Annotated in this window: 14 protein-coding genes; 12 read left to right on the forward strand and 2 right to left on the reverse strand. The window is 38.2% G+C overall.

Features of this window, described 5'->3' with window-relative positions; translation table 11 throughout:
• Positions 1–77: 77 nt before the first annotated feature.
• From ezrA to rarD, 6 genes are all read left to right on the forward strand, one after another.
• On the forward strand, positions 78–1,775 hold the full coding sequence (gene ezrA, locus ACRX5O_RS00580; protein ID WP_433904174.1) for a septation ring formation regulator EzrA: 1,698 nt from the start codon (positions 78–80) through the stop codon (positions 1,773–1,775).
• Positions 1,776–1,895: 120 nt separating this feature from the next.
• A complete protein-coding gene (locus ACRX5O_RS00585) occupies positions 1,896–3,038 on the forward strand; it encodes a cysteine desulfurase family protein (RefSeq protein WP_433904175.1) in 1,143 nt (380 codons plus the stop codon).
• Complete coding sequence (gene thiI, locus ACRX5O_RS00590; RefSeq protein ID WP_433904176.1) at positions 3,038–4,249, forward strand: tRNA uracil 4-sulfurtransferase ThiI; 1,212 nt, start codon at positions 3,038–3,040, stop codon at positions 4,247–4,249. The genes ACRX5O_RS00585 and thiI overlap by 1 nt, the downstream gene beginning before the upstream one ends.
• 84 nt (positions 4,250–4,333) lie before the next feature.
• Positions 4,334–4,534, forward strand: a complete 201-nt coding sequence (locus ACRX5O_RS00595) for an alpha/beta-type small acid-soluble spore protein (RefSeq protein ID WP_119709401.1) — start codon at positions 4,334–4,336, stop codon at positions 4,532–4,534.
• Positions 4,535–4,693: 159 nt separating this feature from the next.
• Positions 4,694–6,280: an acyl-CoA synthetase MbcS gene (mbcS, locus tag ACRX5O_RS00600; protein WP_433904177.1), complete on the forward strand. Its 1,587-nt coding sequence runs from the start codon at positions 4,694–4,696 to the stop codon at positions 6,278–6,280.
• A 123-nt stretch (positions 6,281–6,403) separates the two neighbouring features.
• Positions 6,404–7,330: an EamA family transporter RarD gene (gene rarD / locus ACRX5O_RS00605; protein ID WP_433904178.1), complete on the forward strand. Its 927-nt coding sequence runs from the start codon at positions 6,404–6,406 to the stop codon at positions 7,328–7,330.
• Positions 7,331–7,958: 628 nt separating this feature from the next.
• Here the strand turns inward: rarD and ACRX5O_RS00610 are convergent.
• Complete coding sequence (locus ACRX5O_RS00610) at positions 7,959–8,864, reverse strand: nuclease-related domain-containing protein (RefSeq protein ID WP_433904179.1); 906 nt, start codon at positions 8,862–8,864, stop codon at positions 7,959–7,961.
• Positions 8,865–8,929: 65 nt separating this feature from the next.
• On the reverse strand, positions 8,930–9,730 hold the full coding sequence (locus tag ACRX5O_RS00615; RefSeq protein ID WP_433904180.1) for an NAD kinase: 801 nt from the start codon (positions 9,728–9,730) through the stop codon (positions 8,930–8,932).
• A 146-nt stretch (positions 9,731–9,876) separates the two neighbouring features.
• On the opposite strand from ACRX5O_RS00615, the gene sppA reads away from it, so the two are divergent.
• From sppA to ACRX5O_RS00645, 6 genes are all read left to right on the forward strand, one after another.
• On the forward strand, positions 9,877–10,887 hold the full coding sequence (gene sppA, locus ACRX5O_RS00620) for a signal peptide peptidase SppA (protein ID WP_433904181.1): 1,011 nt from the start codon (positions 9,877–9,879) through the stop codon (positions 10,885–10,887).
• 43 nt (positions 10,888–10,930) lie between these two features.
• Positions 10,931–11,398 carry an RDD family protein gene (locus ACRX5O_RS00625; RefSeq protein ID WP_433904738.1) on the forward strand — a complete coding sequence of 156 codons (468 nt, stop codon included), beginning with the start codon at positions 10,931–10,933 and terminating at the stop codon, positions 11,396–11,398.
• 83 nt (positions 11,399–11,481) lie between these two features.
• Complete coding sequence (locus ACRX5O_RS00630) at positions 11,482–12,177, forward strand: DUF2953 domain-containing protein (RefSeq protein ID WP_433904182.1); 696 nt, start codon at positions 11,482–11,484, stop codon at positions 12,175–12,177.
• Between the two features lie 12 nt (positions 12,178–12,189).
• Positions 12,190–12,651, forward strand: a complete 462-nt coding sequence (gene ytfJ, locus ACRX5O_RS00635; RefSeq protein ID WP_433904183.1) for a GerW family sporulation protein — start codon at positions 12,190–12,192, stop codon at positions 12,649–12,651.
• Between the two features lie 131 nt (positions 12,652–12,782).
• Entirely contained in the window at positions 12,783–13,283 is a 501-nt protein-coding gene (gene tpx / locus ACRX5O_RS00640; protein WP_433904184.1) for a thiol peroxidase, read from the forward strand.
• Positions 13,284–13,396: 113 nt separating this feature from the next.
• Positions 13,397–14,380 carry a class I SAM-dependent methyltransferase gene (locus tag ACRX5O_RS00645; protein WP_433904185.1) on the forward strand — a complete coding sequence of 328 codons (984 nt, stop codon included), beginning with the start codon at positions 13,397–13,399 and terminating at the stop codon, positions 14,378–14,380.
• The last annotated feature ends 78 nt before the right edge of the window (positions 14,381–14,458 follow it).

Consider the following 14,458-nt stretch of genomic DNA (forward strand, 5'->3'; position numbering starts at 1 on the left):
GAGCATTGAAAATACATTTATATGAACCTTTATATAGATAACATAAATGTAGCTCGGATGAGAACAGGGGGCTTAACATGGAGTACATAATCGGGGGCTTAGTTCTTTTACTAGCTCTGTACGTGATTGGATATACGATGAAAAAAAAGCTTTATAAAGAAATTGACCGTCTCGAGAACTGGAAAATAGATATTATGAATCGCCCAGTCCTTGATGAAATGTCAAAGGTAAAACAGCTTAATATGACTGGTGAAACAGAAGAACTATTTGAGAACTGGAGAAATGATTGGGATGACATCGTAACCAGTCAGCTTCCAGAGGTAGAAGAGTATCTATTTGATGCGGAGGAGTACATTGATCGCTACCGCTTTAATAAAGCCAAACAGGTACAGCGAGCCATTGATTCTCATTTAAAAGAAACGGAAGATAAAATTCAACAGTTACTTGATGAAATCAATGAATTGGTTGGAAGTGAAGAGAAAAATAGAATAGAAATTGAAGAGTTAAAAGAGGTGTATCGTGAGCGCCGCAAAACTCTACTTGCACACCGTCATAATTTTGGCCGTGCAGAAGCTAAGTTAGAAGTCCTTCTTGATGAAATAGTAGCATGCTTTACTAATTTTGAGGAAAGAACAGAAAACGGAGATTATCTGCAAGCTCGTGAGGTTGTGCTTTTAATTCAGTCAAAGACAGATGAATTGAGCAAAAAGATGGATGCTATTCCAAATTTACTCATAGAATGCCAATCGAGTATTCCTTCAGAAATCGAGAATCTGAGAGACGGATTCCGTGAGATGTATAATCAAGGCTATCCTCTAGAACATCTTCATTTTGAAGAGGAGTTAGAAAAACTTCATACAGAAGTAAATGAATGTTTGGAGTTAATTGAACAAACCGAGATTGATGAGCTTCAAAAGAAAATAGATGAAGTAAAGGAAAAAATTGAAGTTATTTATGATCTATTGGAACAAGAGGTTAATGCCAAACGGTTTGTTATAGAAAACGAAGAGCCAACGAGAAGCATGTTATTTGCATTAAAAGAAGAAAATAATGTACTGAAGTATGAAGTGCAGGAAGTGCAGCAAAGTTATCACCTTGAAGAGAGCGAAGTAGAGGGGCAAGCGCAGTTTGAAAAGAAACTTGCTCAGTTAATGAAACGCTTTGAAGTATTAGAACACAAAATTGTAGCTGATGAAACGGCTCTTACGATACTAAAGGATGAGCTAGCTGAGTTAAAGCTAGAGCTTGAAAAATTAAATCTAGAGCAAAAAGAATACGCTGAAAGACTACAAACACTTAGAAAAGATGAAATTGCCGCACGGGAGACAGTAGTTGAACTTTCCAAAAAAATTGCTGATTGCATTCGTCTTGTAAATAAAAGCAATATTCCAGGTCTTCCAGAAGAATATCGTTATTTATTAGAGGATGCAAGAGAGAGCATTTCTAATGTAAAAACAAAGCTAGAAGAAAAGCCATTAAATATACCTACCGTTCAAAAATATTTAGAGGTGGCTGTTATGACGGTAGATAAAGTATATGACCATACCTCTCAGCTCATTGAAACGGTTCTCCTATCTGAAAAGGTTATACAGTATGGCAATAGATACCGGAGCAGTTATCCGGCTGTACAAAAAGCTTTGGTAGATGCGGAAATTGCTTTTAGAAGCTATGATTATCAAGCGGCACTGGAAGTTGCTGCAACCTCCATTGAGGAAGTGGAGCCTGGTGCATTAAAGCGAATTGAAGCTTTATTACAAGAAAAGGTAGAGGTTTAAATGGAAAAGACCGCTTTTTTTGAAGCGGTCTTTTCCTATTCGTTTTCCTGATTGGCATTTATATGATAACATAATTAGTTGAGTTTACCCGTGAATGGTAAGATAAAGGGGTCTTCAGACATGATTTATTTTGATAACAGTGCAACAACAAAACCATTTCCAGAAGTTGTGGATTCATTTGTAAAAGTTTCAAGTGATTTTTTTGGCAATCCTTCGTCTATTCATCGATTAGGTGTTGAAGCGGAAAGTCTGTTAGCTCAAGCTAGAAAACAAATAGGTGAACTATTACAGGTAAATCCGAGCGAGGTTTATTTTACATCCGGAGGTACGGAGAGCAATAACCTAGCAATTAAAGGTACAGCTCTTATGTATCGAAACAGAGGGAAACATATTATTACATCAGCGGTTGAGCATGCTTCCGTAAGAGAGGCGTTTCAACAGCTGAAGGAACTAGGGTTTCGAATAACGGTCATTCCAGTTGATGAGGAAGGTAGAGTTTCTGTTTCCGAAATAGAAGATGCCATTTGTCACGATACGATATTAGTGTCGATCATGCATGTAAATAATGAGGTTGGGACAATTCAGCCTATTGAAGAAATCGGCAATATACTAAAAGGCTATTCAAAAATATTATTTCATGTGGATTATGTACAAGGGGTTGGAAAAGTAGCTCTCGATATTCAAAAACATCATATTGATCTGTGCTCGATATCAGCACATAAATTTCATGGGTTAAAGGGAACAGGAGTGTTAGTGGTTCGTGAGGGGGTCCAAATTTCTCCACTTTTTTCAGGAGGAAATCAAGAATGGAAGCTCCGAAGTGGGACGGAAAATGTTGCTGGTGCTGTTTCAATGGCAAAAGCATTGAGACTAACTTTACAAAGTTACGAAGCAAAGTTAAGTCAAATATTAGAAGTTCAAAGTTATCTTCTTAAAGAACTACAAACGCTTGAAGATGTCGTCATTCATACTCCAAGCAGGGGGCGAGCTCCTCATATCATAAATTTCTCTGTAAAAGGTTTTAGAGGAGAAGTATTTGTACATGCATTAGAAGAGAAAGGGTTAATCGTCTCGACGACAAGTGCATGTTCTTCAAAGAAGAAGGCCGTAAGCCATACGCTATTGGCTATGAATGTCTCAAAGGACGTCGCAGAAAGTGCGATTCGCATGAGCTTATCGTATGAAAATACTCTTGAAGAGGCAAGCAAGGCGATTTCAATCATACAAACAACAGTTACTGAACTAAGAGAGGTTATGCACTAATGAATTACGATCGAATTTTAATAAGGTACGGTGAAATATCAACAAAGGGAAGAAATCGTACGAAGTTTGTTGAAAAGTTGAAAAGAAGTGCAAAGCGTGCACTAGCAGAATTTCCTAACATCATTATTGAGACAACTAGGGACCGTATGTATATTTTGCTAAATGGGGAAAATGGTGAGGGAATTATTGAAAAGTTAAAAATCCTTCCCGGCATTCAATCCTTTAGTCCAGTCATTAAGACTAGCTTGGAGCTTGAGGAAATTAAGGAAGCGGCTTTACAATTATTCTTAAACAAATATAAAGTAGGAGATACTTTTAAAATTTCAACTAGACGAGCGAATAAGGAATATCCTCTTGATACGGGGCAACTAAATTATGCTCTTGGTTCTCATATTTTACAAAATGTCCCTGATCTAAAGGTAGATGTTAAAAATCCAACCATTGACGTTCAGGTTGAGGTACGTACAGAAGCTGTTTATCTCTCAATCGAAACGATTATGGGGGCAGGTGGAATGCCTATCGGATCTAGCGGGAAGGCCATGTTGATGCTATCTGGTGGAATAGATAGCCCAGTTGCTGGCTATATGGCAATGAAAAGAGGGGTTGAAATAGAGGCTGTTCACTTCTTTAGTCCCCCTTTTACAAGTGAGCGTTCCAAACAAAAGGTAGTTGAATTGGCAGAAAAGTTGTCATTACTAAATGGCGGGTACTTTACTCTCCATATCGTTCCTTTTACGGCTATTCAACAGCTTATTCAAAAGCAAATACCTGAAAACTATACAATGACGGCAACAAGACGGATGATGCTTCGTATAACAGATGAAATTCGCCGCAAATTTGAAGGGTTAGCCATCGTTACGGGAGAAAGCTTGGGCCAAGTAGCAAGTCAAACCTTAGAAAGTATGCTAGCGATTAATGATGTTACATCTACACCGATATTAAGACCTTTAATCACTATGGATAAATCCGAAATAATTAATATCGCAAAAACGATTGATACCCATCATATTTCGATTCAGCCTTATGAGGACTGCTGTACCGTCTTTGTCCCTGCTGCTCCCAAAACAAAACCAAAGCTTGAAAAGGTTCAATACTACGAAAGCTTTGTAGACTTTGAGCAGTTGATTCAAGAAGCGGTTGATAAAGTTGAAACCATTCAAATAAAACCAGATCACAATATAAGGGATCAAGTATTTGGAGAATTATTCTAACGTAATTGTGAACAATTTCCAAGTAATTATTTGAATGAAGGCCATGTGTTTGACACATTCTATACTCACAAGGAGGTGATTCACATGGCAAACAACAACAATTCAAATCAATTACTTGTAGCAGGTGCTCAACAAGCTATCGACCAAATGAAGTACGAAATCGCTACTGAGTTTGGTGTTAACTTAGGTGCTGAAACAACTTCTCGTGCTAACGGATCTGTTGGTGGAGAAATTACAAAACGCCTAGTTTCTTTTGCTCAACAATCTATGAGCGGAAGACAATAATCACTCCAACTAAATAGAGAAATGGCTACAGAGGCATTCCCTTAACCGGGGTGCCTCTTTTATTTGTTATAAAACAATTTTAAATTTTTCAATAATTTTGTATAATAACATGTGTGACATCAGGGACATTACATAGAAAATATTTTAGGGGGAGAGGCAGTGAAACGGGAAAATTTACTAGCACCTGAAAAATATAATTTAGTAAGTGAAATGGAACAATTTTCTGACGATCACGAAAGAGTTGCTCTTATTTGGGAAGATGAGCAGGGACGTAAACAGCAAATCACTTATCAACATTTATTAGTGAATGCAAATAAAATTGGAAACGTTTTCTTGGATGAGGGTTTAAAACAAGGCGATGTTGTTCTCATTGTTGTGCCTAGATTAATTGAAGCCTATGAGGTATATATTGCGGCACTTAAAGTTGGACTTGTCGTTATTCCAAGTTCTGAAATGCTGCGTACGAAGGACCTACAATACCGTATTCAACATGGAGACGTAAGGGCAGTTGTAAGCTATTATCCTTATATTGACCAATTTAGTGAGATAGATGAGTGTAGCGGTATCCCTCGTTTTGTCATTGGTGGAAAAGCGGATGGGTGGAAGACGTTAGAAGAAGAAATGAAGACGGCTTCTGCAGAGCTCAAATTAGCATCTACAAGAAGTGATGATATGGCTTTCTTATCTTATACTTCAGGAACGACGGGGAATCCAAAAGGGGTTGTTCATACGCATGGCTGGGCTTATGCTCATCTGAGAACTGCAGCTCCTAACTGGTTATGTATTGAAGAAGGAGATCGTGTGTGGGCAACGGCAGGACCTGGATGGCAAAAGTGGATTTGGAGTCCGTTTTTATCGGTGTTAGGCTCAGGAGCAACTGGCTTTGTTTACAATGGAAAGTTTGATCCAAGCAAATACTTGACCTTATTGCAAGATTATAAAATAAACGTCCTCTGCTGTACTCCGACTGAATACCGGCTGATGGCGAAGGTAGAAAATATTCATGAGTATCAATTAAGTAACCTTCATAGCGCGGTGTCTGCTGGTGAGCCATTAAATAGAAATGTGATTGACACGTTTAAAAAGCATTTCGGGCTTGATGTTCGTGACGGATATGGTCAAACGGAAAACACATTACTTGTAGGAATTACAAAAGGAATGACGTTGAAAGCTGGATCAATGGGGAAACCGACCCCAGGAAATAGCGTGGAAATTATTAATGAATACGGTGAGATTTGTGAGATAGGAGAAGTTGGTGATATTGCAGTCCATGTCGATACCCCAGCCCTATTTAAAAATTATTACAAGGACGCCGAAAGAACCGCTATGCAGTTCCGTGGGAATTACTATATAACAGGTGACAAAGCTAAGAAAGATGAAGACGGGTATTTCTGGTTTGAAGGCCGAGGCGATGATATTATTATCAGCTCTGGATATACGATTGGGCCATTCGAAGTTGAAGACGCTCTTGTGAAGCATCCTTTTGTGAAAGAATGCGCTGTAGTAGCAAGTCCAGATGAAGTACGAGGAAGTATCGTAAAAGCGTTTGTCGTTCTAAAGGAAGGGATAGATGAAAAAGATCCACAGCTTATTAGCACCCTTCAGAACCATGTCAAAGAGTTAACAGCTCCATATAAATATCCAAGGAAAATTGACTTTATCAAAGAATTGCCGAAAACAACCTCTGGAAAAATCCGCAGAGTCGAGTTAAGAAAGAAAGAGCAAAAGCTGGCAAGTCAAAATTAAATAATAAGTAAGAGAGAAGAATCCAAGTTCTTCTCTTTTTTTTGAAAAAAATGTATAGCATGATTTGAATTTTCCCCTTATAATAAGTAAATGTTTCGAGTCTAGAAAGAATAGAGGGTACTCATGGAGAGAAATGAAATAAAAACAGGTGCGTTTCAAGCGGGCCTTTCGTATTTATTATGGGGAATTCTACCGATTTACTGGAAGCTACTTGACCATGTGTATGCAGAAGATATTTTAGCCAATCGTATCTTTTGGTCCTTCGCATTTATGATGGTGGTTTTATTTTTTTCAAAAAAGATCGGAAATTTATTTTCCGTCCTAAAAAGCTTTAAGCAAAATCGCAAAGAAATGTATGCACTAATTATTGCATCCTTTTTAATTAGTACCAATTGGTTTATCTATATATGGGCAGTGAATCATCATCAAATGATTGAAGCGAGTCTTGGCTATTATATTAATCCATTGGTTAGTGTATTGTTAGGAGTTATTTTCTTAAAGGAGAAGCTTTCTCCCGCTCAGACCGCGTCCTTTATTATCGCTGGTGTTGGAGTTCTTATTTTAGGTCTTTCATATGGGGAATTCCCATGGATTTCGATCGTTCTAGCTCTTTCGTTCGGAGTTTATGGACTAGCGAAAAAAATGATTAAAGTAGACTCTGCTGTTGGGCTAACACTAGAGACAATGGTTGTTACCCCGTTTGCCTTAGCTTATATGGTTTTTCTATTTTTTAATGGGGAGCATGCGTTATTCTCAGGTTCTGTTTCAACCGATATATTACTAATTGGAGCGGGAGCGGCTACTGCTCTGCCACTACTGTATTTTGCAAAAGGTGCCCAAAAGATTCCGCTATCCATGCTTGGTTTGCTCCAATACATTGCGCCGACAATCACTTTATTGTTAGGTGTTCTTGTATACGGAGAGCACTTTACCAAGCACCACTTACAAGCATTTATCTTTATCTGGTCTGCCTTAACGATATATTCACTATCCCGCACCAAACTATTTGCCAGCACCCCAGGATCATTCAGGAAACGATTTGGAGCATAAGAGGAGAAGAAGGAAGCTGACTGCCTTGGCAGTCAGCTTTTTTGTGTGAGACGGTGGCTTCTTCAGAGCAAATGGGGGGACGAATAGTGATAGGTTCAAATGTGACAGACTAAATGCCCGCTGAGATGGAAAAAGTGTGCAAGCGGTCAAATAGACGGTCTCTAATTGCCCGTTAAAGAGGTAAGAGTATGCCAGCGGTCAAATAGACGTTCTCTAATTGCCCGTTAAAGAGGTAAGAGTATGCCAGCGGTCAAATAGACGGTCTCTAATTGCCCGTTAAAGAGGTAAGAGTGTACCAGTGGTCAAATAGACGTTCTCTAATTGCCCGTTAAAGAGGTATGAGAGTGCCAGCGGTCAAATAGACGTTCTCTAATTGCCCGTTAAAGAGGTAAGAGAGTGCTAGCGGTCAAATAGACGTTCTCTAATTGCCCGTTAAAGAGGTATGAGAGTGCCAGCGGTCAAATAGACGTTCTCTAATTGCCCGTTAAAGAGGTATGAGAGTGCCAGCGGTCAAATAGACGTTCTCTAATTGCCCGTTAAAGAGGTAAGAACACGCCAGCGGTCAAATAGACAGATCCTAATTGCCCATCAAGAAGAAAACAATGATCAAAGGTTAATTAGCTATGGTTTATATAAAGTAGGTATGTCTTTTTGAGCTTTGAATTTGGAAATTTTTCTTTAGGATCCGTCTAATCGTCTTTTCTGACACTATTCCCCGACACCATTCAAAAATTGCACTAGTAGTAAGCAATCCCTCTGGAAATAGCTTTTTGTATTCTGCAATATTTCTTAAAATCGCCTTCTCAAGATGTTCCTTACAACCGCAAGAGTTACATACAATATATGCTTGATTCAATAGATCAACAAACTTTCCACAACAACCACAACGAATCCCCTTCTCTAAGTCCTCATAGCTATAGGAAGGTAATCTAATGTAGGGTGATTTTTCAATATGGCATGCTGCAATTTTTTCAGCAATGATTTGACCTTTATTGGTCATTTCGTGGGTTTCCTGCTTCATTTTCTGAAGAAATCGCTTGAGCTGACTTGAGAGTAAGATGGAAGGATGAAATGGTGCGTTAAAAAGGGTGAACTCGGGGTTTACAAAAACGACATAAGCTTCCACAGGGATGTGAATGCCAAGATCTTTTAATAGGCGGCGGAAGCCGGTTTCGGTTCGTTGGAGTTGGATGAGGGGATTTTGGATTTCGGTTTTGGTGATGCTATACCATCTATCGTTTTCTAAAAAGTATTCACCGTCGTAATTTTTCACTTCAAAGATGGTAAATTTCTTTCTCAAAAACAAAGAATCAATCTGAAACATTTGTCCACCACTACTAGTGAGTAATAAATCATTTAACAGTAGGTAGCTAGAAGTGGTAAGTGCGTCTATAACAAAGGAGTCCCACTGCAACTCTCCAGCAAATCCTTTTTCTAATATCTTTAAGTGGTCTTCATCTAAATCTTTCAGCCGTCCCTGTAAGTACCTTAGTATCAATAGCTCCTCCGGGATGGGGCGTTGCTTCAAAATCATCTTTATCATCCTTTCTAAAACTAGGGGGCATGTCCACCAATTGACAAACACGCCCCCATTAAAAATTATAAGAATGTTCTCTTTACTTTTTCCCAGAACGAATTGTCCTTTAGTTTCACCGTTTTAATTCTCTTTTCACTAAGTTGGATATCCACTCTCTCAACATGTTGTAAGCTGAGGGCCTCATTGTCCATGCCCATTGTTGGGTGATCGTTTCCATCTTGTACGACTCTTAAAGAAAGTTTTCTTTCTCCGCTTAAGATAAAGGGAGATCCTAATGTGCGGTAATAATTCGTATTTAAGGACGCTAGCTCACTTACTTGCATCGACGGCAGGAATGGGTCTACAACGGCTCCATTGACCGATTTGCTGTATGCTGTACTTCCTGTCGGTGTGGAAACGATCATCCCGTCTCCACGGAAGGTTTCGAAATGAAGATCATCAATAAATACTTCTAGAACGAATGTCTTAATAATAGATGAGCGAATACTAAACTCGTTCAAACATTGGAACGACATTTGTCCATCCACCAAAACATCAATGGTTGGATAGCGTCTTACTTCTATTTGTTCATTTGTCATAGCCTCAATCATTTTATCTGTTTCATTGATATGGAAGTCACAATAGACTTTTAAACTTTCACTTGTGGAAATACCTGCATATAGGCAGTCCTCACGAAAGCCAGTCTTTCTAACAGCTTGTAGGAATGTTCCATCTCCACCGACACTTACGATAATATTTGCGTCTTTATGGTCTTTGACTACCGTAAACCCTTGTTTGGCTGCAAGCTCATAAAGTGGTGAAACCGTTTCTAACATATCCGAATCTTTTTTGTGATATAAAAAAATATTTCGACGGTTAGGCATTGTAAATTCCTCCAGACAATTTTTAAATTTACCATTATATCTTTATTTTGTTAAAATGTAGGCTATGGAATTTAGTTTACCTGTTTTTGAAACATTTTAAAAGGAGAACCGTAATAGTAGAGGAAGTGGAAAAAGGAGGATCATAGATGAATGGAAAGCGTTGGGCAGCACTCGGTATTGCTGTAGTATTATTAGTTTTTTCTTGGGTGACAAATGCACTCTCCTCGGTTGCTTTTAGCAACATCGAGAGCTCATGGACAGAGGTGTTTTCGGCCACAGAGGAACCTTTTATCGAGGAAGTAATTGAGGAAGGAAATGCAGCAAAGAAAATTGCTGTACTAGAAGTAAATGGAGCAATTCAAGATACAGGCGATGTAACGTCATTTTTCCAGTCACCTGGATATAATCATTCAGCTTTTATGGAGAACTTGGAACACGTGAAAGAAGATAAAGATGTGAAAGGTATCATTTTAAAGGTCAATTCACCTGGTGGCGGCGTGGTTGAAAGTGCAGAGATTCATGACAAGCTCGTTGAAATCTCTGAAGAAACAAAAAAACCAATCTATGTATCGATGGGTTCGATGGCAGCTTCAGGCGGGTATTATATTTCTGCCCCTGCTGATAAAATTTACGCAAGTCCTGAAACGTTAACGGGCTCATTAGGAGTAATTATGCAAGGAGTTAATTATGCGGGATTGGCAGAAAAATACGGTGTGGAATTTGTAACGATCAAAAGTGGTGAATTTAAGGACATTATGAGTCCTTCAAGAGAGATGACGGAAGAGGAAAAAAATATCCTCCAAACGATGATTAACAACTCATACGAAGGCTTTGTGGATGTGATTGCATCTGGTAGAGGATTGTCTGAAGAAGAAGTAAGAACGATTGCAGATGGTCGAATTTATGATGGAAGGCAAGCGAAAGAAATTGGTTTAATTGATGATTTTGGATATTTTGAAGATGTTACAGAAGCTATGAAGAAAAATGAAAAATTAGCTGGAGCACAGGTAGTTAGCTACAGTGAGAACTTTGGTTTTGGTTCATTATTCAGTATGGCAGCTAGTAAAATGGTTGGGAAAGATTTAGAGATGACTGGTCTAATGAAGCTATTGTCACAGCCTAATTCTCCAAGACTGATGTATATGTATGCGGAATAAGGAGGGTGACAATATGGATAACAATCAATTAGATAAGGAACGAATGGAATGGGAGGAACAACCAGCTCCCTCTCAAGCAGGCTATACCCTATTCTCGAATGCACGGTTCGCAGGCTTTTGGATGAGATTTTGGGCATACTTATTAGATCTACTTGTGATTGGAAGCATCGATCGAATCCTCATCAATCCGATCTTTCGCGCAATAGGGCTAGACTTGCATAGTGGTAACTTTTTTGCTCCAATTACAATCGCCACGGCTCTCACGTTTTATGGATATTTTGTATTAATGACAAAATTCTTCGGTCAAACATTAGGAAAAATGGTTTTTGGTTTACGGGTGATTCATTTACACGGTGAAAAGCTAACGTGGAGCACGGTGCTTTTTCGGGAGTGGATTGGTAGATTTATTTCCACGTTTATTGTTATTTTATATGTGCTTGTAGCGTTTCTTCCTAAAAAGCAAGGAATACATGATTTATTTGCAGATACCACTGTTGTTCACGAAAAATAATTAATAAACCTGTCAGCAAATCTGTTGGCAGGTTTATTTTTTTGTATATTGTCGATAATGGTAGGCGGAAGGGTGTGAGAGTAATGAAGTGGCTACTTTTAATCCTAATCATACTATTGCTTTTATTTTTGCTTATCATTTTTTTAAAACTAAAGGTGTTTATCCACTTCTATCATGGACAAGACGATGACCATTTAAGAATTAAATTCAAAGCTTTATTTGGTCTTATTCAATACAAACTTGAAATTCCAGTCATTCAAATAGATGATGATTCACCAACAGTTGTTGTAAAAACAAAAAAAGAGCCGGGTGCAAAAGAACAAGTGAAGGATGAAGAAACCAGTAAATATACACCAAAAGAGATCTTGAATAGCTTTAAAGATTACGAAACTTTAATAAAGCATGTTGTGGGGTTACATAGAATTGTTCGTAAGTTTCTAAAAAAAGTAACGATTACAGATATAAAATGGGACTCCGTTATTGGTGTTGGAGATGCTGCATTTACGGGGATGATTACTGGTGCATGTTGGGCAGCAAAAGGCAGTCTCATCGGCGTTCTAAGTACCTATATGCGAATGAGGAATCTTCCGCGTATAACAGTTACCCCTCACTTTCAAATGCCGATATCTCAAACGACCTTTACATGTATGATTCAATTTCGTATCGGGCATGCTATGTTAGCAGGAATTAAACTGATTAAATTTTGGAAGGGTGGACGGCCTAATTTTAAAACAAAGCCGTTATCTACTTTATCTAATGAAAAATCTAAATCCATATAAGGAGGAGTTTATATGTCTGAGCATCCAATACAAGGGTTAATGACAACAGCAATGGAAAATCTAAAGGAAATGATTGATGTAAATACAATCATTGGTGACCCAGTTGAAACCCCTGATGGCAGTGTAATCTTAACTGTTTCAAAGGTTGGCTTTGGATTCGCAGCAGGTGGTAGTGAATTTACTCTTGATAACGGGAAGGAAGAAGCTTCAAAGCACCCATTTGGTGGAGGTAGCGGTGGTGGAGTTTCTATTACTCCAATTGCTTTCTTAATTGTAAATTCCAAAGAGGTAAAAATGGTTCACCTTGATGAGAGTACACATTTATATGAAAAGATTTTGGATTTGGCTCCTCAAGCAGTAGACAAAATTCAACAAATGATGTCAAAAAATAAGGATCAAGGTCAAGGCAGTGGTGATAACCAACAGCCAAATCCGGATGAATATAACGGTCCTAAGCATGATTTACAAATATAAGATTAATGGGTTAACTTCCCTGATAGGGAGTTAACTCTTTTTCTTTGAAAAATGAGCGTAATTATTTGCAAAATTAAGTTGAACGGGCTATGATTTTTGTGTACATATACTGGAAAGGGAGGAATTTTTTTATGGCATCAATTACATTTAAGGGGAATCCTGTTACACTATTAGGTCAAGAAGTTAAAGTGGGTGACACGGCACCTGATTTCACAGTTTTAGCTAATGATTTATCACCAGTTACATTAGCTGATAGCAAAGGTAAAGTTCGTCTAATCAGTGTCGTACCATCCATTGATACAGGAGTATGTGATGCTCAAACTCGTCGTTTTAACGAAGAAGCAGCGAAGTTAGATAATGTACAAATTCTAACGGTTAGCGTTGACTTACCTTTCGCACAGAAGCGTTGGTGTGCTTCAGCAGGTATTGATAAGGTACAAACTGTTTCTGACCATAGAGATCTTTCTTTTGGAGAAGCATATGGCGTGGGAATCCAAGAGTTACGCCTTCTTGCTCGTGCTGTTTTTGTTATTGACTCTAATGACAAAGTAACTTACGTGGAGTACGTAAGTGAAGCAACAGATCATCCAAACTATGAAGCAGCAGTGGAAGCAGCGAAAGCAGCACAATAATAAAGATAAGAAAGCCTCGATCACATTCGAGGCTTTTTTACATCTCTTTAAAATTGCCTTCTTTCCTTATGCTAGATACAATAGAAGATATGAATTTTTCAGGAGGAAGAAATATGTCACCTTCTACTTTAGAAGATTTATTTACTTTGTTTAATGAGACGGCTTCTATTTTACAGGAGGAGCTAAATTGTACATACCTAGAGGCATTAGCTGAAACGGGTGAAAACCTATTTCAACAATCAGTATTACAAGAAGAATTAAGTGAATTAACACTTAAGAGATTAAAAAAAAGCTACGAAGCGTTTCGTCCAGATAAGTATTCAGCTGAAGAATTACGTAAGGCGTATCAATTAGCTATTTTAAAAGGGATGAAGGAAAGTGTACAACCAAACCATCAAATGACTCCAGATGCAGTAGGAATGTTGGTAGGTTATTTAGTGGATAAGTTTGTCCACTCGACAAACTTCCGATTGCTTGACCCAGCGGTTGGTACAGGGAACTTACTTACAACGGTGATGAATCATCAAGTGAATAAAAAGGTAACTGCGATTGGAGTAGATATAGACGATTTATTAATCCAACTTTCATTCGTGAATGCAAACCTTCAAGAACATCATATTGAATTGTTCAATCAGGATAGTTTAGAGCCGCTATTTATTGATCCTGTTGATGCAGTCGTGGCTGATTTACCAGTTGGCTATTATCCAAATGATGTTCGAGCACAAGATTATCAGTTAAAGTCATCTGAAGGGCATTCATACGCTCATCATTTGTTTATTGAGCAAAGTGTGAAACATACGAAAGCTGGCGGATATTTATTTTTTATTATTCCCAATGGTTTATTTGAAAGTGAAGAGGCGCCTAAGCTTCATGCTTTCTTAAAGGAACACGCTCATATCCAAGGAATCCTTCAATTACCAATGACAATGTTTAAAAATAAACAAGCAGCAAAAAGCATTTTAATCCTGCAAAAACTAGGTGGGGACATTTTGCCGCCTAAGCAGGTACTTCTTGTAAACATTCCGACACTTTCTAAAGGACAAGATGTGGAGCGAATGCTTAGAAACATTGATATATGGATAAAAGAGAACAAATAATAGGGAACCGATAGCTGATAAAAAGGCTATCGGTTTTTTGCCTTATTTTCAGAATATAATTACTTTATTCTGTAACCG

Source organism: Robertmurraya mesotrionivorans, assembly GCF_050971805.1.
In the GTDB taxonomy this organism is placed as follows: Bacteria; Bacillota; Bacilli; order Bacillales; family Cytobacillaceae; genus Robertmurraya_A.